The organism is Lentzea sokolovensis, assembly GCF_033949975.1.
GTDB classification, from domain to species: Bacteria; Actinomycetota; Actinomycetes; order Mycobacteriales; family Pseudonocardiaceae; genus Lentzea; species Lentzea sokolovensis.
Map to the genome: position 1 here is coordinate 1,196,866 of NZ_JAXAVU010000004.1, position 26,695 is coordinate 1,223,560.

At 68.1% G+C, this 26,695-nt stretch carries 23 protein-coding genes; 7 read left to right on the forward strand and 16 right to left on the reverse strand.

The features are described 5' to 3' along the window. Window positions 1–18: 18 nt before the first annotated feature. The gene (locus tag SK854_RS10670; RefSeq protein ID WP_319974858.1) at window positions 19–1,509 is read left to right on the forward strand and encodes a thiopeptide-type bacteriocin biosynthesis protein; all 1,491 of its coding nucleotides are present in this window, start codon (window positions 19–21) and stop codon (window positions 1,507–1,509) included. Between the two features lie 87 nt (window positions 1,510–1,596). On the opposite strand, the gene SK854_RS10675 is transcribed toward SK854_RS10670, so the two are convergent. The 6 genes from SK854_RS10675 to SK854_RS10700 all read right to left on the reverse strand — a co-directional run bounded on the left by SK854_RS10675 (window position 1,597) and on the right by SK854_RS10700 (window position 9,437). Then, window positions 1,597–2,583, reverse strand: coding sequence for an acyl-CoA dehydrogenase family protein (locus SK854_RS10675; protein WP_319974859.1), 987 nt, complete (start codon window positions 2,581–2,583; stop codon window positions 1,597–1,599). After that, window positions 2,580–4,121 carry an aldehyde dehydrogenase family protein gene (locus tag SK854_RS10680; protein ID WP_319974860.1) on the reverse strand — a complete coding sequence of 514 codons (1,542 nt, stop codon included), beginning with the start codon at window positions 4,119–4,121 and terminating at the stop codon, window positions 2,580–2,582. The genes SK854_RS10675 and SK854_RS10680 overlap by 4 nt, the downstream gene beginning before the upstream one ends. 24 nt (window positions 4,122–4,145) lie before the next feature. After that, window positions 4,146–5,069 (reverse strand): 2Fe-2S iron-sulfur cluster-binding protein, encoded by a 924-nt coding sequence (locus SK854_RS10685; RefSeq protein WP_319974861.1) that lies wholly within the window; start codon window positions 5,067–5,069, stop codon window positions 4,146–4,148. Next, a complete protein-coding gene (locus SK854_RS10690; RefSeq protein WP_319974862.1) occupies window positions 5,066–6,835 on the reverse strand; it encodes an NAD(P)H-dependent oxidoreductase subunit E in 1,770 nt (589 codons plus the stop codon). The genes SK854_RS10685 and SK854_RS10690 overlap by 4 nt, the downstream gene beginning before the upstream one ends. Further along, window positions 6,836–8,761, reverse strand: a complete 1,926-nt coding sequence (locus SK854_RS10695) for a molybdopterin oxidoreductase family protein (RefSeq protein ID WP_319974863.1) — start codon at window positions 8,759–8,761, stop codon at window positions 6,836–6,838. A gap of 97 nt (window positions 8,762–8,858) precedes the next feature. After that, the gene (locus SK854_RS10700; protein ID WP_319974864.1) at window positions 8,859–9,437 is read right to left on the reverse strand and encodes a TetR/AcrR family transcriptional regulator; all 579 of its coding nucleotides are present in this window, start codon (window positions 9,435–9,437) and stop codon (window positions 8,859–8,861) included. Window positions 9,438–9,529: 92 nt separating this feature from the next. On the opposite strand from SK854_RS10700, the gene SK854_RS10705 reads away from it, so the two are divergent. Then, on the forward strand, window positions 9,530–10,360 hold the full coding sequence (locus SK854_RS10705; protein WP_319974865.1) for an alpha/beta fold hydrolase: 831 nt from the start codon (window positions 9,530–9,532) through the stop codon (window positions 10,358–10,360). Here the strand turns inward: SK854_RS10705 and SK854_RS10710 are convergent. Next, the gene (locus SK854_RS10710) at window positions 10,350–11,387 is read right to left on the reverse strand and encodes an aldo/keto reductase (protein WP_319974866.1); all 1,038 of its coding nucleotides are present in this window, start codon (window positions 11,385–11,387) and stop codon (window positions 10,350–10,352) included. The genes SK854_RS10705 and SK854_RS10710 overlap by 11 nt on opposite strands. Window positions 11,388–11,499: 112 nt before the next feature. On the opposite strand from SK854_RS10710, the gene SK854_RS10715 reads away from it, so the two are divergent. After that, complete coding sequence (locus tag SK854_RS10715; RefSeq protein WP_319974867.1) at window positions 11,500–12,378, forward strand: AraC family transcriptional regulator; 879 nt, start codon at window positions 11,500–11,502, stop codon at window positions 12,376–12,378. A 3-nt stretch (window positions 12,379–12,381) separates the two neighbouring features. Here SK854_RS10715 and SK854_RS10720 read toward each other — a convergent pair whose 3' ends face one another. Genes SK854_RS10720 through SK854_RS10730 form a run of 3 tightly spaced genes read right to left on the reverse strand, consistent with a single transcriptional unit; the run spans window position 12,382 to window position 14,991 of the window. Continuing rightward, entirely contained in the window at window positions 12,382–13,041 is a 660-nt protein-coding gene (locus tag SK854_RS10720; RefSeq protein ID WP_319974868.1) for a hypothetical protein, read from the reverse strand. A gap of 48 nt (window positions 13,042–13,089) precedes the next feature. After that, complete coding sequence (locus SK854_RS10725) at window positions 13,090–14,013, reverse strand: LysR family transcriptional regulator (RefSeq protein ID WP_319974869.1); 924 nt, start codon at window positions 14,011–14,013, stop codon at window positions 13,090–13,092. Beyond that, complete coding sequence (locus tag SK854_RS10730) at window positions 14,014–14,991, reverse strand: 2-dehydropantoate 2-reductase (RefSeq protein WP_319974870.1); 978 nt, start codon at window positions 14,989–14,991, stop codon at window positions 14,014–14,016. A 112-nt stretch (window positions 14,992–15,103) separates the two neighbouring features. Here SK854_RS10730 and SK854_RS10735 point away from each other — a divergent pair, with 112 nt between their 5' ends. Together SK854_RS10735 and SK854_RS10740 are read left to right on the forward strand one after the other, a co-directional pair. Beyond that, on the forward strand, window positions 15,104–15,829 hold the full coding sequence (locus tag SK854_RS10735) for a GntR family transcriptional regulator (protein WP_319974871.1): 726 nt from the start codon (window positions 15,104–15,106) through the stop codon (window positions 15,827–15,829). A 266-nt stretch (window positions 15,830–16,095) separates the two neighbouring features. Beyond that, window positions 16,096–16,281 (forward strand): hypothetical protein, encoded by a 186-nt coding sequence (locus SK854_RS10740; RefSeq protein ID WP_093590387.1) that lies wholly within the window; start codon window positions 16,096–16,098, stop codon window positions 16,279–16,281. Here the strand turns inward: SK854_RS10740 and SK854_RS10745 are convergent. From SK854_RS10745 to SK854_RS10770, 6 genes are all read right to left on the reverse strand, one after another. Beyond that, window positions 16,272–17,285: a TerC family protein gene (locus SK854_RS10745; RefSeq protein ID WP_406601757.1), complete on the reverse strand. Its 1,014-nt coding sequence runs from the start codon at window positions 17,283–17,285 to the stop codon at window positions 16,272–16,274. The genes SK854_RS10740 and SK854_RS10745 overlap by 10 nt on opposite strands. A gap of 31 nt (window positions 17,286–17,316) precedes the next feature. Beyond that, a complete protein-coding gene (locus SK854_RS10750) occupies window positions 17,317–17,745 on the reverse strand; it encodes a hypothetical protein (RefSeq protein WP_319974873.1) in 429 nt (142 codons plus the stop codon). Between the two features lies 1 nt (window position 17,746). Next, the gene (locus tag SK854_RS10755; protein ID WP_319974874.1) at window positions 17,747–19,153 is read right to left on the reverse strand and encodes an Nramp family divalent metal transporter; all 1,407 of its coding nucleotides are present in this window, start codon (window positions 19,151–19,153) and stop codon (window positions 17,747–17,749) included. A 240-nt stretch (window positions 19,154–19,393) separates the two neighbouring features. Further along, window positions 19,394–21,541: an acetate--CoA ligase family protein gene (locus SK854_RS10760; RefSeq protein WP_319974875.1), complete on the reverse strand. Its 2,148-nt coding sequence runs from the start codon at window positions 21,539–21,541 to the stop codon at window positions 19,394–19,396. Window positions 21,542–21,562: 21 nt separating this feature from the next. Next, window positions 21,563–22,792, reverse strand: coding sequence for a formyl-CoA transferase (gene frc, locus SK854_RS10765; RefSeq protein ID WP_319974876.1), 1,230 nt, complete (start codon window positions 22,790–22,792; stop codon window positions 21,563–21,565). Between the two features lie 10 nt (window positions 22,793–22,802). Further along, entirely contained in the window at window positions 22,803–24,488 is a 1,686-nt protein-coding gene (locus SK854_RS10770; RefSeq protein WP_319974877.1) for a thiamine pyrophosphate-binding protein, read from the reverse strand. 127 nt (window positions 24,489–24,615) lie between these two features. On the opposite strand from SK854_RS10770, the gene sucC reads away from it, so the two are divergent. Together sucC and sucD are read left to right on the forward strand one after the other, a co-directional pair. Further along, window positions 24,616–25,716, forward strand: a complete 1,101-nt coding sequence (gene sucC, locus SK854_RS10775) for an ADP-forming succinate--CoA ligase subunit beta (RefSeq protein ID WP_319974878.1) — start codon at window positions 24,616–24,618, stop codon at window positions 25,714–25,716. Then, a complete protein-coding gene (gene sucD / locus SK854_RS10780; protein WP_319974879.1) occupies window positions 25,716–26,594 on the forward strand; it encodes a succinate--CoA ligase subunit alpha in 879 nt (292 codons plus the stop codon). The genes sucC and sucD overlap by 1 nt, the downstream gene beginning before the upstream one ends. The last annotated feature ends 101 nt before the right edge of the window (window positions 26,595–26,695 follow it).

Genomic DNA, 26,695 nt, shown 5'->3' on the forward strand with positions numbered 1-26,695 from the left:
ACCACCGTTGGAGCAGCTGTGACCTGGACCGGCCTGCACTGCAGGGTCAACTGGAACCGAGCGGACCTCGACACGTTCGTGGCCGAGACGCTGGCCCCCGCGATGGCCGGCCAGGAGTGGTACTTCCTGCGCTACTGGGAGACCGGCCCGCACCTCCGCGTCAGGATCAAGAACGCGCAGAACGTCGACAAGCTCCAGCGGCAACTGGAAGAACTCATCGCGGTGCAAGAATTCGCGACAGAACAAGGCGAACCGGACTGGCTCCCGCACGGCGACGTCCGCGAGGTCGAGTACGTCCCGGAAACCGAACGGTACGGCGGCCCGCAGGCGCTGCCGATCGCCGAGGAGGTGTTCTGCCACAGCACCGAGGTCGCCGTCGCCGTGCTCAAGGCGGCCCACACCGACAGCGCACGCCTCACCGCCGCCATCGACCTGACGATCGCGACGGCCAAGGCGCTCGACCTGAACCTGCCGCAGGCCGCGAGTTGGCTGCGCAGCCTCGGTTCCGGCTGGCGCAACGTCCGGGAGCGGGCCCCCGCGCCGACCATCGGCTCCCAGCACGCCGCCAACCAGCTCCTCGCCAAACGCGGCCGCGACCTGGCCGCGCGCTGGCATCGTGAGCCGCGAGGCGCCATCGCCCACTGGCGCACGACGATCAACGAGGCCAAACAGCGCCTCGACGTCTGGCTGCCGTACGTCTGGGCCTCGCAGCTGCACATGCTGCTCAACCGCATGGGCATCACACCCAACGAAGAGCGCATGATCTGCTGGACGACCGCGGCCGCCGCCCTGTCCCCCAACGGTTTGACGGACTTCCACGACGACGGCGAGACCGCGCCGGACCGCCGTTACCTGGAGGCGAGCAAGTTCCTGCCGGGCTTCAGCGACCAACTGCCCCGCAAGACAGCGGAGCCGAGGCAGTCCTGGCCCGCCACCACGTCCCTTCCCTCCACGGTGGACACCGACACCCTCAGGGCTCGCAGGACCAGCCGCGACCTGACCGGCGAGCTCGACGCCGGACAGCTCGGGACCCTGCTGTGGAACGCGATGTCCCCGAAGGACGGCAGGTGGCCGTACCCGAGTGCGGGCGCCCAGTACTGCGCCCGGATCAGGCTGATCGCGCTGAACGTCGACGGCCTGGCCCGCGGACGCTACGAGGTCAACGAGGTCGAGCGAGCCCTCACCTGGTTCGGTGAGGCGCCGTCGATCGAGGACCTGGAGGCGACCTCGATGTGGTTCGGCGAGGGCACCACCGAACTCGCCGGCACCCCTGCCGTCCTGGCTCTGTACATCAGACTCGGCTCACTGCGGCAGACCTACGGCCTGCGAGCGCTCAGGTTCGCGTTCACCGAGGCAGGGCATCTCGCCCAGAACCTCACCGTCACCGCGGCGAACCTGGGCATCCGGACCGGACTGGTCGGCGGGTTCTACGACGACATCGCCCACGACGTCATCGGGCTCGACGGCGTGAACGACGCACTCGTCTACTTCCTGCCACTGGCCTCGTAGAAGGCCGACGACGTCGCCGATCGCGATCATGCCGATGAGCACGGCCGGCAACCGTCAGACATGCTCGCGACCCTGGCCAACCGACATTCAGATCTCCACTGAATCCAGCAGAACGTCGACGGTCGGCTCGATCGCGGCCGCCGCACGCGCGTCCCGGAACCGGCGCTCGATGCCCAGATCCCGGCGGAACGCCGCGTCCCCGCACACCTTCATCGCCAGGTCCGTCACCGCGACGGCGGCCTCGGTCGCGGTGACCGCCAGCAGCCGCACGCGGTCAGCCGAGCGTTCGGGATGCCACGTCACCGCAGACAGCGTGTCGTTGTAGAGCACCCTGAGCGCGTCGGTCCGCAGCCTCATCCGAGCCAGATCGGACCGGGTGCGCGGATCGCCGCCGCCCAGATGCCCGATCGCCGCCGCCAGCGCGCCCTCCATCAGTCCCAGCGACACCGCGGCCCCGAGCACCATGAACCACGGGAACGCGAGTTCCTCCGACCACAGCAGGTTGGATGCGGGCACTCGCACCGGATCCGCCTCCACGCAGGTGGCGACGGTGCCACGCAGGCCCATTCCGGCATGATCGGCCGGGACGAGCAGGCCAGGTGCCTCGGCGGGAACCAGCAACAACTCCGAGCCGCACGACCAGACGTAGCTGTCCGCCTCACCGGCCGCGATCACCCAGCTCTTGCGCGCCCGCACCTGCACCACATCGCCGTGCGTCGACATCTCACCCGACGGACCGAACGCCGCCAGCGTCGACAGGTGCCGGCCCGCCGCGATCTCCGCGCGCAACCAGTGCGGGCCCGACCGGTCCAGCACAGCGGATGCCGAGTAGTGCGAGCGCAGGACGGAAGCCGTTGCGCCGCAAACCTTTGCGACCTCCTCGACCACCCGTCCAGCAGATCGGACGTCCTGGCCTCCCCCGCCGACCGTGCGGGAGATCGTCATGCCCAGCAGGCCGCGCGCGCCCAGGGCGTTCAGGGCGGCGCGCGGGAATCTGGAGTGCTGGTCGATGTCCGCGGCGTTCGGCGCCACCACGGTCTGCACGATGCGGAGCAGGTCCGCCCGATACGTCACGTGGGCGGGTAGAGCGAATAGGAGGGGAAGTTGCCGTACATGCGTTCGTCGGGCAGGCCCTCCGTCACGGCGCGCACGAGCAACGAGCCGCCCACGAACGCACCGCGCCACGAGGCGCCGCGCCCGCCGAACACCTCGTCCCGGTCACCCCGCGACCGCGGCTTGTTGATGCCGACCTTGAACGCCTGGACGTCCTCGCTCAGTCGTCGAGCCGTGGCCTCGTCGTCGCAGGCCAGAGACGCGACCAGGGCACCGTTCGAAGCGTTCATCGCGGCCAGCAACTCGGCCTCGGTGTCCACCAGGACGATCGTGTCGACCGGCCCGAACGGCTCGGCGTGGTGCAGCACCGACGACCGCGGCGGGTCGAGGATCGCGACCGGAGCCAGGTAGGCGGCGGTCTGCTGACCGGGCAGGAACCGGCCGGAATCCAGCGAACCCCGGTACAGCGGCACGCCACCGGCCCGGACCGCCTCGTCCACGACGTCGCCGAGCTCCTTGGCCTTCGCGTCGTTGATCAACGGCCCGAAGTCCAGTTCGGGCAGCTCGTCGCCGGGCAAGGCGACGGCGAGCGGATGACCGAACTTCACGTCCCGTACGGCGGGCAGGTACACGCTCAGGAACTTGTCGAACAACGACCGCTGCACGACGTAGCGCGGATAGGCGGTGCAGCGCTGCTTGCCGTAGTCGAACGCCTTGCGAATCTGCGTGCCGAGCATGTCCCAGGAGTCGGTCTCCCAGATGCCCCAGCAGTTCAGGCCCTCCTGCTCCAGGACGTGCCTGCGGTTCGAGTCGACCAGGCGCGTCGCGATGGCACTGCCGACATCGCGACCGCCCACAAAGGACACACAGCCCAGGAACGACGACCCGACCAGCACCGGCGCGAGTTCCGCTCCGCTTCCGGACACCAGCGTCAACGGCAGCCCCGACCGCACGGCCAGCGCCGTCGCCAGGGTCAGGCAGCTGACGCCGCCGTCCGTCGGTGCCTTGGCGATGACGGCGTTGCCCGCCAGCACCTGCACCAGCATCGCGTGCATCAGCACGCTCATCGGGTAGTTCCACGAGGCGATGTTGCTGACCGGGCCGTTCAACGGCTCCCGGCCGACGAGCATCGAGTCGATCTCCTCGACGTACCAGCGCACGCCCTCGATGCAGCGGTCGACGTCGGCCGTCGCGAGCCGCCACGGCTTGCCGATCTCCCACACCAGCAGCAACGACAGCAGGTCGCGGTGCTCGGTGAGCGCGTCCAACGCCTCCGTCACACGGGCTTTGCGTTCCGCCAGCGACACGTTGCGCCACTCGATGTGCTGGTCGACGGCCGCGACCACGGCTCGTCCCGCGACGTCGAAGTCGAGGAACGGCGGGCCTGCGATGGTGGAGCCGTCGACCGGCGTGGTGGCGGGCATCGGTTCGCCGGAACGACTCCACTCGCCGCCGAAGTGGTTGAGCAGCCGATCGTCGTGGAACGCCTCGGGTGCGGCTTTCACGCATTGCGAGTAGACGTCGTGCCACGAGGTTCCTGGCTTGAGGATCAACGACATCGGAGCGCCCTCCCGGATGCTTGATCAGCGATTTTGCACGTGCTGCCAGCCGAAACGGCCCTTGATGCACAGGTTTCCGTGCGTGACCGTGCTTTCGTGCGGCGACGTGACCTTCACGATCTCGTTGTCCTGCACGTGCAAGGTGAGGTTGCACCCGACACCGCAGAACGTGCAGATGGTCGTCGTCTGGGTCTGGACCTCTTCGTCCCAGGTGCCGTCTTCGCGCTTGTCGTGCTCACGCTTGAAGCTCAGCGCACCGGTCGGGCAGACCTCGATGCAGTTGCCGCAGTACACGCAAGCGCTTTCGGGCAGTGGCACGGAGAACTCCGTGGAGATCCGCGAGTCGAAGCCGCGACCCGCCACCGAGATCGCGAAGGTGTTCTGCCACTGGTCGCCGCACGCGTCGACGCACTTGTAACACATGATGCACTTGCCCAAGTCGCGAACGTACAGCGGATTGTCCACTTTGGTCGGCTGCGCCACGGTGGCGGCGGTCCTGCCGTCAGGCTCCTCGTGCTCGCCCGCCCGGCGATCGTCCCGGTCGGTCGACGGCGGCGCCGGCGGCCCGAAGCGGGAGGGGTCGGCGCCGCACGCGGACATCCACTCGTCCACGTGCGGCGTGGTGGAGAGGTCCGTGGCGGACCCGAGAAGTTCCAGCACGAGCTTGCGACTGTGTTGCGTGCGTTCGGAGTCCGTGCGCACGACCATGCCCGGCTCAACCTTGCGCGAGCACGACGGCACCAAAGTGCGCGCCCCTTCGACCTCGACCATGCAGACGCGGCAAGCGTTTGCGGGCTTCAGAGTGTCGCCGTAGCAGAGTGTCGGGATCGACTTTCCCTTGGCCGTACAGGCGTCCAGGATCGTCGCGCCCTCCGGCACGCGCACGGACTCGCCGTCCAAAGTCAGCTCGACCAGTCGCTTCGGAAGGCCGATCTCCACGATGGTCATGACGCCGCCTCCTGCGCGTAGCCCAACCGGTCGAGAGCTGATTCGATGGCGTTCCAGGCTGTCTGGCCCAGACCGCAGATCGACGAGTCGCGCATGACCTGCCCGACTTCCCGCAGCAGCTGGAGATCAGCAGCCGAAGTGCTCAGCGGACGCTTGCCCACCAACCGGTGCATCGCCTCTTCCTGGCGCACGGTGCCGATCCGGCACGGCACGCACTGGCCGCACGACTCGTCGCGGAAGAACGCGGCGATGCGCAACAGGAAGCTGCCCAGGTCGGCCGTGTCGTCCAGCACCAGCACGACGCCGGAGCCGAGCGTGGTCCCGGCGGCGCGCGCGTCCTCCATGGTGAGCGGCAGGTCGAGCTCGTCCGGGCGGACGAACCCGCCTGCCGCCCCGCCGAGCAGTACCGCTCGCAGCTCCCGGCCTGGCGGCACGCCACCCGCCAGGTCGAGGAGTTCTCCGAGCGTGGTGCCGAACGGCACCTCGTACACGCCCGGACGACTCACGTTGCCCGACAGGCAGAAGAGCTTCGGGCCCGTCGAGGCCTCGGTGCCGATGCGGGTGTAGGCCTCGCATCCCTCCGTGAGGATCACCGGCACGTTGACCAGCGTCTCCACGTTGTTGACCACAGTCGGTTTGCCGAAGAGCCCCGACTCCACCGGGAACGGCGGCTTCGAGCGCGGCTCACCGCGGAAGCCCTCGATGGAGTTGAAGATCGCCGTTTCCTCGCCGCAGATGTACGCCCCGGCGCCGCGGCGGATCTCGATGTCGAACGAGAAACCTTCGTGTCCCATGATGTTCTCGCCGAGGAAGTTGCGCTCACGGGCCCGCGCGATGGCGTTGCGCAGCAGGTGCAGCGCCCTCGGGTACTCGCCACGCAGGTAGAGGTAGCCGCGCGAGCAACCGGCCGCGAACCCGGCGATCGTCATGGACTCGATCACCGCGAACGGGTCGCCCTCCATCAGCAACCGGTCCTTGAACGTGCCGGGCTCGCTCTCGTCCGCGTTGCAGACCAGGTAGTGCGGCCGGACGGGTTGGCGGGCGGTCGCGTCCCACTTGCGTCCCGTCGGGAACGCCGCGCCGCCGCGGCCCATCAGCTTGGCGTCGGTGACCTCGCGGATCACCCCGGACGGACCCAGGAGGAGAGCCGTCCGCAACGCCGCGTAGCCGCCCGTCGCCCGGTAGTCGTCGAGCGACTCCGGATCGACGACGCCGACCCGTTTGAGCAGCCGCAGGCCGGCCGCACCGGCCTGCGGAACCTCCGCGCGCCCACCGTCCACAGGAGAGGGACCGGCGGCCGCCACCGCGATCACCTCACCGGCGTGGGTGGGCGCCAGGAGCTGCTCCTTCGCCACCTCCCCCGCCTCGAACGCGAGCGCGGCCGGAGCTTTCTCGCACACCCCGAGACACGGGCTGCGCAACCAGCCGCTCTTCGCCCCGGCCGGACCGAGCTCGACGGTCAGCCTGTCGCACAAAGCCTTCGCGCCGTTGACCTGGCAGGCCAGGTCGACGCAGACGTGCACGACCTTCGCCGGACGTTCGGTCAGCGAGAACAGCGAGTAGAAGCTCGCCACCCCGTAGGCCTCGGCCGGTGGGACGTGCAGGACGCGGCAGATGTGGTTCAGCGCGCCCTGGCTGATCCAGCCGACCCGGTCGTTGACCGCGTGCAGGGCGGGCAGCAACTGGTCCCGTCCCATGCCGGTGAACAGGTCCACGACGACGCGTTCGGCCTCGGACGGTTCGACGTCGAGCAGTTTGAGATCCACTCAGCCCACCTTCACCGGAAGCTTCTCGATGCGGATTGCCGCGGCCTTGTACTCGGCCGTTCCCGCGATCGGGCAGGTCGCCTCGATCGTGATGATGTTGACGTCGATCTCGTCGGGGAAGTGGAACGTCATGAACACCAGGCCCGGCGTCAGTCCGTCGTCGATCCGCACCGGCGCCTGGATCTGCCCGCGCCTGCTGGTGATCGCCACCTCCTCACCCGCAGTGACCCCGAGCATCTCGGCGTCCTGCGGGCACAGGTCGAGCGTCTCGCCCATGCGCAGCGGCGACTCGAACCCGCTCGACTGCACCCCGGTGTTGTAGGAGTCGAGCCGGCGTCCGGTCGTGAGCCGGAACGGGAACTCCTCCGTCAGCTCGTCGACGGGCGGGCTGTGCGGCACCGGCGAGAACGTCGCGGGCATGCCGCGCTTGACCGGGTCCTCCTCCCAGAGCCTGCCGTGCAGGAAGCTGGGTTCGAGGGAGTTCTCGTCAGGGCACGGCCACTGGATGCCGCCGAGCTTCTCCAGCCGGTCGTAGGTCATGCCGGTGTGGATGGGCGACAGGCTGCGCAGCTCGTCCCACACGTCCTGCCCGGTCTTGTGCTGCCAGTCTGCCCCGAGCCTGGTCGCGATCTCACCCATGATCTCGATGTCGTCGCGCGCACCCTCGGGCGGAGTGAGGGCTTTCCTGACCCGCTGCACCCGGCGCTCGCTGTTCGTGAACGTGCCGTCGGTCTCGCACCACGCCGCCGCCGCGGGAAGCACGACGTGCGCGAGCTGCGCGGTTTTGGTGAGGAAGATGTCCTGCACCACGACGTGGTCCAAGTTGGACAGTCGTTTGATCGTGTGCTCGCAGTCGGCCTCGGACTGCACCGGGTTCTCGCCGATGATGTACACGGTGGTCATGTCACCGCGTTCCATCGCCTCCAGCATCTGGGTGAGGTTCCAGCCCTTGGCGGCCTTGAAGTTCGAGCCCCACGCGTCGTTGAACTTCTTGGCGACACCGGGATCGGTGATGTCCTGGAAACCGGGCAGCCGGTCGGGAATGGCGCCCATGTCGCCACCGCCCTGCACGTTGTTCTGCCCGCGCAACGGGTTCAGCCCGGCGCCGTACCGCCCGACCTGCCCGGTCAGCAGCGACAGGTTGATGAGGCTCAGCACGTTGTTCGTACCGTTGTGGTGCTCGGTGATGCCGAGCGTCCAGCTCAGTTGCCCGCGATCCGCCTTGGCGTAGGCGTGCGCGAGCTCGCGGATGAGCGCGGCCGGCACCCCGGTCTCCAGCTCGGCGACCGGCAGCGTCCACGGCTCGACGGCCTTCACGAACTCCTGGAAGCCCTCGGTCGCCCGCTCGACGAACGACATGTTCGTGAGGTTCGACGCGATGATCTCCCGCGCGATGGCGTGCGCCAGTGGGATGTCCGTGCCGACCTTGAGCCGCAACCACCCGTGCGCCCACTTGCCGGTGCTGGTCAGCCGCGGGTCGACCACGTACAGCTTCGCGCCCTTGTTGACCGCCTTCAGCACGTGCTGGAAGAAGATCGGGTGCGCCTCCCGCGCGTTCGAGCCCCACAGCACGATCAGGTCGGCGTCCTCGATCTCCTGATAGGAGGAGGTACCGCCGCCGCTGCCGAACACCTTGGCCAGTCCGGCCACGCTCGGGGCGTGACACGTGCGGTTGCACGAGTCGACGTTGTTCGTGCCGATCACCGCACGCGTGAACTTCTGGGCCATGTAGTTCATCTCGTTGGTGGCCCGCGCACAGGAGAACATGCCGAACGCGTCCGGACCACCGCTGGCCACGTTCCTGCGGAAGCCCTCTGCTGCCTTGTCCAGCGCCTCTTCCCAGGTGGCCGGCCGCAGGACTCCCGCGTCGCGCACCAGTGGCTGGGTCAGCCGCACGTAGGGCTCGGTCTTCTTCCGCCTGCTCATCGTCTGCACCTCCTATGCCCATACTGTATGCAATCTTCGGTATGCGCTAGCCCCAGATGCGGTTCTGTTGCTCAGCGCCCCGAAGAGAGGCAGCGGGTCAGGAGTGCGCGATCGACTCCTCGATCGAGCGCAGCGTGGACTGGAGAACGGCGTCGCGGTGCGCTCCGGCCGGCAGTGCGCGCGCGACCGACACCGCGCCGATGATGGCGGCGACGAGCGCCCAGGCGCGCCGCCTCTGCTCCTCGAAGTCACCGGGCATGGCGGGCAGGACGAGCGCGACCATGCGGGAGATCTGCAGCTGGTAGACCTCGCGCACCGAGTCGCCGGACCTGGCGACGTCCGCCGTGAGCGCCGTCAGCACGCAACCGTCGGCGACGCCCTCGCAGTGCTCCTCGCTCAGGTAGCTGTAGACGAGTTCGACCAGCCTGCGGCGTCGTTCGTCGGTGTCGGCGACCTGGAGCGCCTCGAACTCCGGGCTGACGTTCGCGCGGATCACCTGTTCCAGGAACCCTTCCTTGCTCCCGAAGTGGGAGTAGATCGCACCGGAGGTGACCTCGGCGGCCGCGGCGAGACCGTCCACGCCCACGCCGTGGAAGCCCTTCTCCTTCAACCGGCGTCCGGCCGCGGCCAGGATCGCGGTTCTGGCCTGCTCCTTGTGGTCCTTCGCGTACCGCACGCCGAGCTCCCCACTTGACTTCCACCGGGGTCATGATCATACGATAACGCTCGTTACATAGCGATCGTTATTCTATGAATCCGCGAGGAACCATGTCTGCAAACTCCGCTGTCACGCGCACTGTCGACGTCGACGGCACCCCGTTCGCCTACCGCGAGATCGGCCTCACCGAGGGGGTTCCGCTGGTGTTCCTGCACCACTTCACCGCGGTGCTGGACGACTGGGATCCCGCCGTGGTCGACGGTCTGGCCGAGCGGCACCGGGTCGTCCTGGTCGACCTGCGCGGGGTGGGCGGCTCCGGCGGCACCACGCCGGACAGCATGGAGGCCATGTCGACCGACCTCGCCGGATTCCTGCGCGCACTGGGGTTCGACGAGGTAGATCTGCTCGGCGTGTCGATGGGCGGCATGATCGCCCAGGTGCTGGCCCAGCAGGAACCGGGCCTGGTGCGGCGGATGATCCTCGCCGGCACCTCACCGGCCGGCGACGCGGGACCCGCCAACGCACTCGCGTTGCTGCAGGGCGCGTTGCACGAGTCGGCGGCGGTGGGCAAGCACCCGAAGCACGTGCTGTTCTTCTCCCCCACCGACTCCAGCCAGCGGGCAGCCGACGAGTTCCTCGCGCGGCTGAACGAACGCACGGAGGACCGCGACGCCGAGGTGACGAACGAGACCATCGGCGCACAGGCGACCGCGTTGGCCAAGTGGGAGCAGGGCTCGCCCGAGGGCCTCGCGACGATTCGCCAGCCAGTGCTCGTCGTCAACGGGGACAACGACATCATGACCCCGACGATCAGCTCGTTCAACCTCGCGCGGTACCTGCCCGACGCGCAGCTGAGCATCTACCCCGACGCCGGGCACGGCGCCCTGTTCCAGCACCACGAGCTGTTCGTCGAGCAGGCGCTGGAGTTCCTCAGCGCGTGACCAGCGACGGGAAGACGGCGGACGGTCGTCCGTCCACAGTGGCCCCCGCGAACTGCAGCATCGGCGCGAGCTGACGGTTGTTGTCGGCCGGGAAGTTCAGCTTCGGCGCGGACACCTCGTCGAGTGCGGCGCGCTGGGCGTCGGACAGGGTCACGTCCAGCGCGCCCAGGTTCGTCTCGAACTGGTCCACGCGGCGAGCGCCGATCACGACGGAACTGACGCCCGGCCGTCCGCGCAGCCACGCCAGGGCGACCTGGGCGGCGGGGACCCCGATCTCGTCGGCCACGGCGGTGACGACGTCGATCACGGCCTGGTCGGCAACGCTCGGCGCCTGGCCGCGGTCGCCGGAGTGCTTGCCGGACAACAGACCTCCCGCCAGCGGCGACCACGGCAGCACGCCCATGCCCATGGCCTGCGCCATCGGGATCAGCTCACCTTCGGAGGTGCGCTCCAGCAGCGAGTAGCACAGCTGCAGCGCGATGATCGGCGACCAGCCGTACCACCGGGCGAGCGTCGCGGCCTCGGCCGTCGCCCAGGCCGGGATGTCGGAGAAGCCGACGTAGCGGACCTTGCCGGCGCGCACCTGGTCGTCGAGTGCGCGCAGGGTCTCCTCGACGGGGGTGGACGGGTCGAAGTTGTGCAGCCAGTAGATGTCGACGTAGTCGGTCCGCAGGCGGCGCAGGGAGTCCTCCAACTGGTGCACGATCGCCTTGCGGCCGGGCCCTCCGCCGTTCGGGTCGCCGATGTGCAGGTTGCAGAAGAACTTCGTGCCGAGCACGACCCGATCCCGTGACGACGGGCGGTCCGCGAAGAAGTCACCGATGATCTTCTCCGAGTGCCCGGCGGTGTACATGTTGGCGGTGTCGATCGAGTTGCCGCCGCGCTCCACGTAGGACGCGAGGATCTTCGCGGACTCCTCCGGGCTGCTGCCCCAGCCCCAGTCCTCGCCGAAGGTCATCGTGCCGAGGGTGAACGGGCTGACGCGCAGGCCGGAGCGGCCGAGGGTGATGTACGAATCAAGCGACATACCCCGATTCAAGGGCCCTGCGGCGCGATCACCTAGACCGATGGGCTCGGTCCGTTGCACGATCCGCTCACCTTCGCGGCGCTCCGGTCACGGCGGTGCGAGACTGGGAGCCATGACGCACCTGGACGAGATCCGCCGCGGGATCCTCCGGCACGCCGGTGCCCCCGGCCGTCCACTGTGGATCGGCGGTGTGTTCGTGTTCGCCGCCGACCGGGTGACCGAGCCCATGTGCACCGTCACCGAGCCGGTGCTCACCCTCGTCGCCCAGGGCACGAAACGCACGGTCCTCGGTGCCCACACGTTCGACCACGGCCCCGGCCAGATCGCGGTCGTCACCGTCGACCTCCCGCTCACCGGCCACATCACCAGCGCCCCGTTCCTCGCGCTGGGCCTGAAACTGGAGCCGAAGACCATCGCGCAACTGCTCGTGGACGGCGGACCGGCGAAGATCCGCCCGCACGACGGCCCCGGCATCTCGATCAGCGACGCCGACGACCGGGTGCTCGATCCGCTCGCCAGACTGCTGCGCCTGCTGGACGAGCCCCGCGACCTGCGGGTGCTCGGCGCGTCCGTGCGACGCGAGATCCACTGGCGGCTGCTCAACGGCCCGCAGGCGGCGCTGATGCGGCAGGCGGGCACGGCCGACAGCCGCCTGGCCCTCGTCGCGAGCGCCATCGCGTGGATCAAGGCCCGCTACGACCGGGTGATCCGCATCGACGACCTGGCAACGGACATCGGCACCAGCGTCCCGACGCTCAACCGGCACTTCCGCGCCGTCACGGCGTTGAGCCCGTTGCAGTACCAGAAGCAGATCCGGTTGCAACGGGCTCGTGCCGCGCTCATCACCGCGCCGCACGACGTGGCCGCGATCGGCCACTCGGTCGGCTACGACAACCCGTCGCAGTTCAGCCGCGAGTACCGGCGGATGTTCGGCGCGCCACCGGGACAGGACGCGCTCCGGTTGCAGGACGCGTCGATCGTGCAGGAGTAGCGGTCACGCCTTGACGAACGACTCGGCGAAGATCGGCAGCACGGAGGTCAGCTGAGCCTCCGCGGCCGCCTGAGTCTGGCCGGACGCCACCACGACTGAGATGAGCGTGCCTCGCCCCATCACCGACTGGCACGACCAAGGAACCAACTCGGGATCGCGGTTCGCCTCGCAGACGCTGTAGACGCCGTCCACGCCTTGCGGCGCGGGGATCGGGATGTCCACCTTCATCTGGTCAGCCAGGCGGGACCGGCTACAGCTGCCCGCCCTGGTCCGCACCGCCTCCAGCAATCCGGCTGCCGGGCGCTCGGACATGGCGTGAACCCTCTGGAACAGGCTCAGCTGTCCCGCCCAGATCCGAGTCCGCGAAACCGACACGTCATCGGCGCGCAACTCGGAGCCGCTGCAGACAACGGTGACGATCTCGCCTTCCGCGCCGGGACCGCTGTCGTTCGCCGGCACACTCTCCTTGAGCTTGCCGCCCATCGCGTCGAATGCGCCGGGTGGGGCGATCGCCGCCTTGGCGCGCTGGTCCAGTTCCGCCGGAGTCGGTGCTACAACAGTCGTCGTGGTGGTCGTGGCCGGCGGTGCGGCCACCGGTTCACCACCGCAGGCCGTGGTCAGGGCGACCGCTGCCGCGACGGCAGCACAAATACGCATGTTCACGTTGCTCCCCCAGGTTCTGCGCGTTCGGGAGGAGCTTTGCGGGACACGTCACAGTTCCCGGCGGTCGAGGTGCTTGTGCAGCATGCGTTCCAGCTCCCCGCGCACGTCGAGCCCGCGGGTGAGCCCCAGCATCGCCTGCGCCAGCATCGACACCGGTTCCTGGTCCCCCACGACGAGCCCGATCCTCGGCACCCGCTGGGGATCCTCGATGCGCACCACCCGCATCCCTTCCGGCGTGCCGAACATCTGCAACCAGGCGTGGGCGATGACGCTCGACCACTTCCGGGTCGCCACATGAGCCCACAGCGTCGCCACGGTGTCGGCCTCGATCACCGGCACGGGCTGCACGCCCGCGTCGGCGAAGACCCCGTCCAGGATCCGCCGGTTGCGCATGTTGGAGGTCAGCAGGCACAACGGCAGCGCGGCCACGTCGGCCCACCGCGCCACCGGACGGGAGGCGATCTCCTCGTCCGCGGGCGTCAGCAGGACGTACCGCTCCTCGTACAACGGCATCGCGCGCATCGTGCCGTCGACGTAGGTCATCGCGATGTCGAGCTCGAACTCTTCGAGCCGTCGCACGATCTCCTGTGAGGACAACGACTCCAGCGTGACCCGGACGTGCGGGTAGCGCTCGCAGAACGGCGCCGTGAGCAGGGGTGCGACCGGGAGCGCTGTCGGGATGGCCCCGATCCGGAGCACCCCCGACAGCGACTCCCTCATGCGCGACAGGTCCTGCCGCAACGCGTCGCGATCCGCGAGCATGCGGTGCGCCCACAGCAGAACCCGTTCCCCCTCCGGCGTCAGCGACTCGAACCGGCGGCCGCGGGACACGATCGGCACCCCGAGCTCGCGTTCGAGCTTGCTGATCGCCGCAGACAACGACGGCTGGGACACGTGGCACGCCTCGGCCGCACGCGCGAAGTGGCGTTCGCGCGCCAAGGCGACCAGGTACTCCAGCTGACGCAGCAACAACTACGACACCAGCGACGTGCGCGACAGGAGGTCGATCGCCGCGTAGACGTGCCGCAGCGTCGGCGCCGGCACGCGGGTGAGCTCGGCGATCTCCACCACCGCGGCGATGATCGCGTCGATCTCCAGCCGTTTGCCCGCCTCCAGGTCCTGCAGCATCGACGTCTTGTGGTGCCCGACGCGGCGGGCGCCGTCGATGCGCTTGTCGATGGAGATCTGCGGATCGCAGCCCGCCGCCCGCGCGACGGTCAGGGTCTCCGCCATCATCTGGGCGACCAGGTCGCGGCTGTCCGAGTGGTCGCAGATCTCCACCATCGTCGCGCGGGTCAGCGCGCTCAAGGGGTTGAACGCCACGTTGCCCATGAGTTTGATCCAGATGTCCTCGCGGACGTCCTTCTCCACCGGGCACTTCAACCCGCCCGCGATCATCGCCTCGCTCAGCGCGACACACCGCGGAGAGATGCTGCGGTCCGGTTCGCCGATCGAGAACCGGGTGCCCTCCAGGTGCCGGATCACGCCCGGCGCCTCGATCTCGGTCGAGCAGTAGACGACGCAGCCGATCGCGCGTTCCATGGGCAGCACGGCGGTGACCGACCCGCCCGGGTCCACGGCCTCGATCCGTTGTCCCTCAAGGGGATGCCCGGTCATGCCGTGGAAGTACCACCACGGAATCCCGTTCTGCGCCGCGATCACGGCGGTGCCCTGGCCCATCAGCGGTGCCAGCAGATCGCCTGACGACGCGTACGAATACGCCTTCAGACCGAGGAAAACGTAGTCGACCTCTCCCACCTCGGCGGGATCGGAGGTCGCATGTGGACGCGCGGTGAAATCACCGCGCGGACTCAGCACCCGCACGCCGTGCTCACGCATTGCGGCGAGATGGGCTCCACGCGCGATCAGATGGACTTCCACGCCCGCACGATGCAAAGCCGCACCGACGTAGGCACCGATCGCTCCGGCTCCGAGAACAGCGATCTTCATAGCACGCCCCGCTCTGCCACTCTTCCAGAAGAAGATTGCATACAGTATACGGACAACACGGGTAATTCACCAGAAGTGCTTTTTGCATACCAAAAGCTGTATTCTGTCCGGCATGACCTCTCCGCCCAGTGGCCGCCGGGCACCTCGCGGCTCGCTCAGTGCCGCCGCGACCCGCCGGGTCGAACGTCCCGCACCGCTGCGACAGGCCGTGTACGACGCTCTGCTCGAGCTCATCGTCAACCGCACCCTCGCCCCCGGCCAGCACCTGGTCGAGGCCGAACTGGCCGAGTACCTGGGCGTGAGCAGGCAGCCGGTGCGCGAGGCCCTGCAACGACTGCAGACCGACGGCTGGGTCGACCTGCGTCCCGCCCAGGGTGCCTTCGTGCACACCCCGACCGAGGAGGAGGCCGACCAGCTGCTCGCCGTGCGCAGCGTCCTGGAGACCTACTCCGCCAAGCTCGCCGCGGAACACGCGACCGCGTCCGACGTGAAGCTTCTCAGGAAGCTGCAGAAGGCCGGCGAGGAGGCCCTGGTCACCGCGAACGTCGAGCGCCTGGTCAAGGCGAACGCCGACCTGCACGCGGCCGTCGCGTCGATCGGCCGCAACAAGGTCCTGTCCGAGATGATCGGGCTGGTCGACCGCCGGGTGCGCTGGTACTACACCCCGATCGCCCGCCCGCGCAGCCGCGACTCCTGGAACGAGCACGCCGAGCTGGTCGCGGCCATCGCCGACGGCGACGCCGAGAAGGCCGGCGAGGTCATGCACAACCACGCGGAGCAGACCCGCCAGACCTACCACGACCGCAAGACGCCCGAAAGTTCCACAGACGGCGACTGATCCATCACTCTCAGATCACCCAGTTCGGTCATTTGGTACCGTACGGGTGATCCGCGACACGGTGGCGGCCGATTGCATACAAAACGCAGTATGCTGAATCCCGACAGGGACGGGGTCAACGGAGACCCGCGAGAGGTTTCCCACCGGGTACCCGCGCACTGGGCGACCGGTGGACAAGACCCCGGCCGCAACCCTGTTCCTCCCGTGCCACAGTGCCTGTCAGGCCTCTGCGCGCCTCGGGAGCCACCATCGTCAGGAGGAAGACCATGTCCCGCTTGAAGAACTTCGCGCGTTCGCTCACCCAGCCGCGTGAGGGTTTCTCCGCTGACGGCCGCGCGCTGGGCCTCGGACTGTCCACCGCGCTGACTGAGCAGCGCAAGGACGCCGAGGCCCAGGCGGCCGTGGCCAAGACGCTCCGCAAGGACGCCGAAGGCCACACGATTCACGGCTGATTGTCCTTCACAGGAGCGCCTTCGCTCCTTCGCGCACTCTCAGCGTCCTCCACGGCGGAGCGGGCAGCCCATCGTGAGGTGTGCAGGCTCCAGACCGTCGTGACGGCGAGCGTCGCCACGATGACCCCGAGAGACACCACGATCGGGATCTTCGGAGCCCACGAGACACCGTGGTGGTGCATCGCCTCGAAGATGAGCTTGAACCCGATGAACGCGAGCACCACCGCGAGGCCCTTGCTCAGGTGCACCAGGCGATCCAGCAGACCGCCCACCAGGAAGAAGAGCTGGCGCAGACCCATCAACGCGAACGCGTTGGCGGTCAGCACCAGGTACGGCTCCTTGGTGAGCCCGAAGATCGCCGGGATCGAGTCGACGGCGAACAACAGGTCCGTGGTGCCGACCGCGACCATGACGATCAGCATCGGCGTGACGACGCGCTTGCCGTCGATGCGGGTCGTCAACGCGGCGCCGTGGTAGACCGTGGTCGCCGGAAGGAACCGCTTCACCGCACGCAAAGCGGCGTTCTCCGGAACGTCGGCCTCGTCGGTCTCCTCCTGCTTCAACAGCTTCCACGCCGTGAAGATCAGGAAGGCGCCGAAGAAGTAGAACAGCCAGTCGAACCGTGCGATCGCCTGTGCTCCCGCGGCGATGAACACGGCGCGCAGCAACAGGGCCAGGACGATGCCGACGATGAGCACCTTCTGCCGGTACTCCCGCGGCACCGCGAACCGGGCCATGATGATCACGAACACGAACAGGTTGTCGACGCTCAGCGAGTACTCGGTGATCCAGCCGGCGAAGAACTCACCGCCGTGCCCGGGCCCGGCGAACACCGTGACGCCGAGTCCGAAGAGGACGGCCAGGCCGACGTAGAAGATCACCCAGTACAACGACTCGCGGAACGACGGTTCGTGCGGCTTGCGCACCACCAGGTAGAAGTCGAACGCGATGATGGCGGCGATGCCGCCCATGGTCGCGATCCACACCCAGACGGGAAGATCCAACATCCTTGGGCTCCTTCGGCGGAAGGGAAGGTCAGCGGGAGGCCGTAGCGCGCAGGCGCATGGAGATGCGTTCGTGCAGCCACAGGAAACCGATGGCCCAGCCGAAACTCACGATCCCTTGGTAGGCGAGGAAACCGGCCAGGTCCGAGGGCAGCCGGACCTGACCGGTGAGCACGAGGCTCACGGCGGTCTCGTGGACGAGCCTGGCCAGCGGGAACGCCACGAGCCAGTACAGGGCCACCGGAGCGAACCGTCCGGCCGGGAGCCGGCCTGCCGCCACCAGCAGGCCGAAACCGCCGCCGAACGCTCCCAGCGGCAGGCCGAGCGCGACCGTCGTGACGAGTGCCCACCCGAGCGGCTGGCCGACGAGTGCGGCCAGCCCTCCCGCGATGAGCCCCGCGGCGAGACCGACGAACGCGCCGGGCACCGCTTCTTTGAGAAAGCCTTCGCGGATCGCCATCTCAGCCCACCACTACTCCGAACTTGATGAGACTGAAGAACAGCATGCCCAGGTAGAACACCGCGCCGAAGCCGATGATCAGGTTCGTGACCAGCTTGGGGCGGATGGGTTTGGGCAGCATCCGGTTGTTCACCAGCAGGAGCACCACGCAGTAGGCGCCCATGGCGAACGTCGACAGGAACGCGAGCACGTCGAGAATCGCGCCCGGTCCGTCGGCGGGTCCGAACAGCAGGATCAGGATGCCGAAGGTGATGACACCCCAGAGGAATCCCGCGTAGAGGTGCGACATCCCGAACCTCTTCGCACCCTTCACGAAGTGGTACGTCATGTCCGCCTGGCCGCGCGAGAACGAGTCGAACAGACCCAGCGTGGCGTTCAGGCCGATCAACGCGATGAACCCGAGGAACACCGCGCCGAGCACCGGTCCGCCCGCCGACGCGAACGCGTCCGACATCGCGTTCAAAGCAGCCTCCCGCTCACCGGACTCGATGAGCGCCTTCACGTCCGGGCTGGTCCGTGAAGCCGACTGCGCGAGGACCGTGAAAGAGACCGTGACGAGCATCGTGATGCCCCAGAAGAGCAACAGCGCGTCGAACGTGACCCAGCGCCGCCAGCCCTTCCACTTCGCGAGCTCCGCCTTGTCCTCGGTGTCGAACATGAAGCCGCGGGCCGGCATCTTCTCTTCCTCGCCCGCGTGCCGCAGCCCGCGGACCTTCGGGATGTGCGCGCCCATGCCGGCGCCGCTGTCGCGCAGGTGCAGCGTGTACCACATCTGCTGCATGCCGGACGGCCCGGCGAACGCGATCGAGCCCACGATGATCGGGAACCACTCCGGCGACATGGCCTGGGCCGGGAAGTACCCGAACTGGAGCATGCCGGTCAGGGTGCTGGTCAGGTCGCCCCACGTGCCGACCATCGCCGCCACCACGGACGTGCTGACCACGAGCAGTCCGATGAGGATGGACAGCAGGTTCTCGAGCAGGTTGTAGATGACCTTGGCGAGGCTGAACAGCACCCCGACCAGGATCAGGCCGACACACGCCGACACCGTCCAGGGTATGCCGGTGATCTTCTCCAGAGCCGCCGCTCCGGCGGAGAGATGGCCTGGCCAGATGTAGACGAGCATCGCGACCACGAAGAAGAACCACATGATCGGTTTGAACACGCGCGCGGCGCCGAAGAAGATGCTCTCCCCCGTCGCCATCGCGTACCGCGCCATCTCGAGCATGACGACGGCCTGCAGCGTCACGCCGATCAGGAAGAGCCACCTGATGTCCGGTCCGAAGACCAGCACCAGGCGTGGCCACATGTAGGACTCGCCCATGCCCACGCCAAGAGCCACCAGGAACACCGTGGGACCGAGCAGGTGGATCGACGGTGGTGCGTCGGGGAGTTTCCTGATGGGCATCGCTTCCAGCTTGCCCGCGGCCCAGACTCGTTCCTTCGCAGGTGGAGTACTGGTTTCCGTACGAGCTGCCAGATTTGGATCATCCACGGTTAACAACCTCCAGAGGACCGGCTGTCTTCGTTGACCTCCCTGGCGGGTTCGCGACCGTGGGCGTGTTCACGGTCGCGGACGGGCCATCTCTCCTTGTACTGCCGCAAAATGGTCGTGGCCTCTCCCAAGGCCACGACCAGTCGCGACTAACTACAGCAAGCCGGCAGCACGAGCCCACCGGTATTTGGCACCCAGTACTGCGACAGGCTTCTCCGTTGTGTACGGATACGCAACCACTCCGTTGCGGTACAGGTACTCGCTGGCTTCCTCGACCTCGACGTCACCCGCGAGCGAGGCGACGACGGGCTTGTGGATCCCGTTCGCCCGGTACTCCTCCACGACGTCGACCACGAGCTTCGCGAACACCATCGGTGGCGTGACGATGGTGTGCCAGTAGCCGAGGATCAACGAGTGGATGCGCTCGTCGGCGAGACCGAGCGCGATCGTGTTCCGGTACGTAGAAGGTGGTTCGCCGCCGGTGATGTCGACGGGGTTGCCCGCCGCGCCGAACGGCGGGATGAACTTCCGGAACGCCGCGTCCAGGTCGTCCGGGATCTCCATGAGCGACAACCCGTTGTCCACACAGGCGTCCGAGAGGAGCACGCCCGAGCCGCCCGCGCCGGTGATGATGACGACGTTCTCGCCCTTCGGCGTGGCCAGCAGCGGGATTCCGCGCGCGTACTCCAGCAGGTCGTTCAGGCCGGGTGCGCGGATCACACCGCTCTGTTTCAGGATGTCGTCGTAGACCCGGTCGTTGCCGGCCAGCGCGCCGGTGTGGGAGCTCGCGGCCTTGGCGCCCTGGTCGGTCCGGCCGGCCTTGAGCACGACGACCGGTTTCTTTTCCGAGACGCGTTTCGCCGTTTCCGCGAAGGACCGGCCGTCCTTGAGGTCCTCCAGGTGCATCGCGACGAGCTGGGTGTTCGGGTCGGACTCGAAGAACGTCAGCAGGTCGTCCTCGTCGATGTCGGCCTTGTTGCCCACACCGACGATCGAGGAGACGCCCATGCCCGCGGAACGGCTGAATCCGAGGATCGCCATACCGATTCCGCCACTTTGCGACGTGAGGGCGACTCCACCCTTGACGTCGTACGGCGTGCAGAACGTCGCTGAGAGGTTCTCCGGCGTGTAGTAGTAGCCGTAGATGTTCGGGCCGAGGATGCGGACGCCGTGCTTGCGCGCGATCGCGACGATCTCGTCCTGCAGTTCGATGTTGCCCGTCTCGCCGAATCCGGACGGGATCATGATCGCGCCGCCGACGCCCTTCTTGCCGACCTCTTCCAGCGCGGCCGGCACGAACTTGGCGGGGATGGCGAACACCGCGACGTCGATGTCTCCTGGGACGTCGGCGATGCTGGCGAACGCCTTGCGGTCGAGGATCTCGTCCGCCTTGGGGTTGATCGGGTAGATCTCGCCCTGGTAGCCGCCGTTGACCAGGTTCTTCATCACCGAGTTGCCGATCTTGCCCTCTTCGTTCGAGGCACCGATCACGGCGACGGCGTTCGGCCTCATGATCCGGTTCATCGAGGCGAGGATCTCGTCCTGCGTGAACCGGTGCGGTTCCTTGGCGGCGTTCTCGTCCACCAGGATGCGCACGTCGACCGCGGTGGCCCCGGAAGGCGTTGCCAGCACGGGGTTCAGGTCGACCTCGGCGAGCTGCGGGAAGTCCGTGACCAGATCCGACACGCGGTGGATCAGGTCGGCGAGCTTGTCCGCGTCGACGCCCACCGCGCCGCGGACACCGCGAAGGATCTCCGCCGCCGCGATGCCGTTGACCATGGAGAGGGCTTCGGCGTTGCTCGTCGGCGCCAGCCGGAACGTGACGTCCTTGAGCACCTCGACCAGGATGCCGCCGAGACCGAACGCGACGATCTTGCCGAACGTCTCGTCGGTGGTGGCGCCCACGATGACCTCGTGGACCTCTTTCCCGGTCGGCAGCTGCTGCTGGACCTGGACGCCGGTGATGTCGGCGTCCGCCTTGTAGTTCTCGGCGTTGTGGATGATCGTGCGGTAGCCCTCGGCGACCTCGGCCGCGTTCTTCAGGCCCACCAGCACTCCGCCGGCCTCGGTCTTGTGCAGGATGTCCGGTGAGACGATCTTGAGCACGACCGGGTAGCCGATCTCCTCGGCGAACGCGACGGCGCCCTCCGACGACTTCGCCAGCGCCTCGGCCGGGGTCGCGATCCCGTAGGCGTCGCAGACCCTCTTGCCCTCCGGTGCGGTGAGCGACGACCGTCCCTCGGCCCGCACCTTCGCGAGCACGTTCTCGACCGCGGCGCGGTCGTAGCCGTTGTCCGGCATGAGATTCTTCTCCCTCGAGGATTAGATGACGCCGGCGGCGCGCAGTCCCGCGAGGCGGTCCGCGCTGTACCCGAGTGCTCCGAGAACCTCGTCGTTGTGCTCACCGAGCAGCGGCGGGCGCTGGATGTCGACCGCGGAGTCGGAGAGCTTGAGGGGGTTGCCGACCGTCTTGAACGAGCCGCGTTCGGGGTGCTCGACCTCGACCACGGTGCCGAGCTCGGCCAGCGTCTCGTCCTCGATGATCTCCTTTGTGGACAGAATGGGTCCGCACGGGATGTTGTGGGCGTTGAGCTTGTCCATCACCTCCCACTTGGTGTGCTTCTCCGTCCACTCCTCGATCAGCGCGAACGCCTTGTCCAGCTTGGAGAGCCGGACCTCCGGCGTGTTCCAGGCAGGGTCCTCGGCGAGCTCCGGCCTGCCGATCAGCTCGGTCAGCGGGGCCCAGCCGACGGGCTGGATGATCACGTAGATGTAGTCGTTGGGGCCGCCGGGGGCACAGCGCACCGCCCAGCCGGGCTGGCCACCACCGGATGCGTTGCCGGAGCGGGGCACCTCGTCCCCGAACTGCTCGTTCGGGTATTCCCCCAGCGGCCCGTGGGTGAGCCGCTGCTGGTCGCGCAGCTTCACCCGGCACAAGTTGAGCACCGCGTCCTGCATCGCCACCTGGACGCGTTGCCCGCGTCCGGTGTTGGTCCGCTGGTACAGCGCGGCCAGGATCGCGGCCACCAGGTGGATGCCGGTGCCCGAGTCGCCGATCTGCGCGCCCGTGGCGAGCGGCGGTCCCTCCTCGAACCCGGTGGTGCTCATCGAGCCGCCCATCGCCTGCGCGATCACCTCGTACGCCTTGAAGTCGGCGTAGCGGCCGGGCCCGAAGCCCTTGATCGACGCGTAGATGAGCTTGTCGTTGAGCGCCTGCAGCTTCTCCCACGGGTAGCCGAACCGTTCGACGACACCGGGGCCGAAGTTCTCGACGAGGACGTCGACGTCGCCGATGAGCTTCTCGAAGACCTCTTTGCCCTCAGGGGCCTTCATGTTGAGGGTGATGCTCCGCTTGTTGCAGTTGAGCATCGTGAAGTAGAGACTGTCCACTTCGGGCAGATCGCGCAGCTGGCCGCGGGTGATGTCGCCCCGTCCCGGCGTTTCCAGCTTGATGACGTCCGCGCCCAGCCAGGCGAGCAGCTGGGTCGACGACGGTCCGGACTGCACGTGCGTCATGTCGAGGACTTTGACGCCCTCCAGGGCCTTGGCCATGTCAGCTCACCTACTTGTACATCGTCTGGTTCATGGTTCCGGGCGCGTACACGTCGGGGTCGATCCACACGTTGATCAGCGAGGGCTTGCCGGACTCGCGGGCCCGTCGCAACGCCGGCCCGATGTCCTTGGGGTCGCGCACTTCCTCGCCGTAGCCGCCGAGCATCTTGGCGAACTGGTCGTAGCGCACGTCGCCGAGCGTGTTGCCGACGCGTTCGCGCTCCAGCCCGTACTTGGCCGCCTGGCCGTAGCGGATCTGGTTCATCGACGAGTTGTTGCCGACGATGCCGACGAACGGCAGGTTGTAGCGGACCAGCGTCTCGAAGTCCCAGCCGGTGAGGCTGAACGCGCCGTCCCCGAACAGGGCAACGACCTCCTTCTCCGGCCTGGCCAGTTTCGCGGCCAGCACGAACGGGATGCCGACACCGAGCGTCCCGAGTGGACCGGGGTCCATCCAGTGGCCGGGTGACCTGGGCTGCACGACCTGACCGGAGAACGTGACGACGTCGCCGCCGTCGCCGATGTAGATGGAGTCCTCGGTGAGGAAGTCGTTGATCTCGCTCACCAGCCGGTACGGGTGGATCGGCATGTCCTCGGAGAGCAGGTGTTCCGAGCGCTTCTGCCGGGCCTTCTCCTCGACCGCCTGCAGTTCCTCCAGCCACACCTTGCGGCCCATCGCGCCGTTGTCCTCACGGCCCGACGCGGCCGCGGCGACACTGGACAGGACCAGGTCGGCGTCACCGACGATGCCGAGGTCGATGTCGCGGTTCTTGCCGACGGTGCGGTAGTCGAGGTCGATCTGGACGACCGTCGCGTTCGCGGAAAGCCTTCGGCCGTAGCCCATCCGGAAGTCGAACGGGGTTCCGACGATCACGATGACATCGGCGTTGTCGAAGGCATAGCGGCGCGACAACTGGAAGTGGTGCGGGTCGCCGGGAGGCAGGGTGCCGCGGCCCGCTCCGTTCATGTAGGCGGGGATGTTGAGGGTGCGGACGAGGTCGATCGCGGAGTCCGTGGCGCGCGTCGTCCACACCTGGGAACCCAGCAGGATCGCGGGTTTCTTGGCGTGCACCAGCAGGTCCGCGAGCTTCTCGATGTCCGCCGGGTCACCGACGCTGCGCGTGGACGCGCGGTAGTGGCCCGCTTCCGGTACTCGTGCCGTGCTCACCGGCACCTTGGCGTCCAGCACGTCCCGCGGGATCTCCAGGAACGACGGGCCCGGCGCGCCGGCGTTGGCCTCGCGGAACGCCATCGACACCATGTCCGCGATGCGGGCGGTGTGCGGGACGTTCGCCGCGAACTTCGTGATCGGCGTCATCATGTCCACGTGCGGGAGGTCCTGCAGTGAGCCCATCTTGTGCTGGCTCAACGCGCCCTGGCCGCCGATCAGCAGCATGGGGCTCTCCGCGCGGAACGCGTTCGCGACGCCCGTGACAGCGTCTGTGGTGCCCGGACCCGCCGTGACGACGGCGCAACCGGGCTTGCCGGTGATGCGGGCGTACCCGTCGGCCGCGTGTGCCGCGACCTGTTCGTGCCGGACGTCGATGACGGCGATGCCCTCGTCCACGCAGCCGTCGTAGATGTCGATGATGTGCCCGCCGCACAGCGTGAAGATGGTGTCGACGCCCTCGGCTTTGAGCGCCTTGGCCACCAGGTGGCCTCCAGAAATCGACTCCGGCTCCGCGGAACTCGTCATCGGCGATCAGCTCCCCTTTGGCGCTTCGACTGTAGATTGCATACCGTATGAGGTAGGCATATCGTTACTCCGCTACCAACCGGATGTCCATAGATGGCCGCAAGTTTTCGGCGAGAGGACGTAGACGGTGGATCTTTTCGAACACGAGGCGCGGGACCTCTTCGAGCGGTACGGGGTGCCCGTTCCGCGTGGTTTCGTGGCGGACACTCCTGATTCCGCGCGCGAGGCCGCCTCCAGCCTCGGCGGCACTGTCGTCGTGAAGGCTCAGGTGAAGACCGGCGGGCGCGGCAAGGCCGGCGGCATCAAGCTCGCTTCGACGCCTGACGAAGCTTTCGTTGCGGCCTCGGCCATCCTGGGGATGGACATCAAGGGCCACACCGTGCACAAGGTTCTGGTCACCGAGGCGAGCGAGATCGCCGAGGAGTACTACCTGTCGTTCCTCCTCGATCGTGCCAACAGGACGTTCATCGGCATGGCCTCGGCCACCGGTGGCATGGAGATCGAGGAGATGGCGGACTCCATCACTCGAATGCCAGCTTCGGCTTTCGACGCATCGGCGGTGTTCTCACCGGAGATCGCCGACGAAGTGAACGCCGTCGCTTCCGCTCTGTGGAAGGCCTTCGTGTCCGAGGACGCGACGCTGGTCGAGGTGAACCCGTTGGCGCGCACCAAAGACGGCCGAATCGTCGCTTTGGACGGGAAAGTGACGCTGGACGACAACGCGTCGTTCCGGCACTCTCGACCTGAGGACAGCGCCGTGGGCGACCCGCTGGAGGTGCGGGCCGCCGAGAAGGGCCTCAACTACGTCAAGCTCGACGGCACCGTCGGTGTCATCGGCAACGGCGCGGGGCTCGTCATGTCCACTTTGGACGTCGTGGCGCTGGCCGGTGCCGCGCCCGCGAACTTCCTCGACATCGGCGGCGGCGCCTCGGCCCAGGTGATGGCCGACGGCCTCGACGTCATCCTCTCGGACCCGGCGGTCCGCAGCGTGTTCGTGAACGTGTTCGGCGGCATCACCGCGTGCGACGCGGTGGCCAACGGAATCGTGCAGGCCCTCGGCATGCTCGGCGACCGCGCCGACAAACCGCTGGTCGTCCGGCTCGACGGCAACAACGCCGACGCGGGCCACCGCATCCTCGACGAGGCACGACACCCGCTGATCACCGTGGCGCACACGATGGACGACGCGGCGGGCCGTGCCGCCGCTCTCGCTGGCAAGGAGTCCTGATGGCGATCTTCCTCGACGAGAACAGCCGTGTGATCGTGCAGGGCATGACGGGAGCGGAGGGTGCCAAGCACACCCGCCGCATGCTCGCGGCCGGCACACAGGTCGTCGGCGGCGTCAACGCGCGCAAGGCCGGCACGTCCGTCGACTTCGACGACGTGACGCTGCCGGTGTACGGCACGGTCGCCCAGGCGATGGCGGAGACCGGCGCGAACGTGTCGGTGCTCTTCGTCCCGCCCGCCTTCACGGGCGACGCGGTGATCGAGGCCGTCGACGCGGGCATCGGCCTGGCCGTGGTGATCACCGAGGGCGTCCCGGTCCACGACACGGCACGCTTCTGGGCGCACGCCCAGGGCAAGTCCACGCGGATCATCGGCCCGAACTGCCCCGGCATCATCAGCCCCGGCAAGTCCAACGCGGGCATCATCCCCGCCGACATCACCAAACCCGGCTCGATCGGCCTGGTGTCGAAGTCCGGAACCCTGACGTACCAGCTGATGCACGAACTGAAGGACTTCGGCTTCACCACGTGCGTCGGCATCGGCGGCGACCCGATCGTCGGCACCACGCACATCGACGCCATCGAGGCGTTCGAGGCGGACCCGGAGACCGAGCTGATCGTGATGATCGGCGAGATCGGCGGCGACGCGGAGGAACGGGCGGCGGAGTTCGTGCGGGACAACGTGTCCAAGCCCGTGGTCGGCTACGTCGCGGGCTTCACCGCGCCCGAGGGCAAGACGATGGGTCACGCGGGCGCCATCGTCTCGGGTTCCTCGGGCACGGCGGAGGCCAAGAAGCTGGCCATGGAGGCGGTCGGGATCAAGGTCGGCAAGACGCCGTCGGAGACCGCCGCCCTGGCCAGGGCGATCCTCACCAGCTAGCCGAACCGGCCGTCTCGGTCCGCCAGGGCGCGGGCCGAGACGGCCGTAGGTGCGGCAGCTTGACTGTCCCGGTCCACCAGGGCACGGGCCAAGACGGCCGT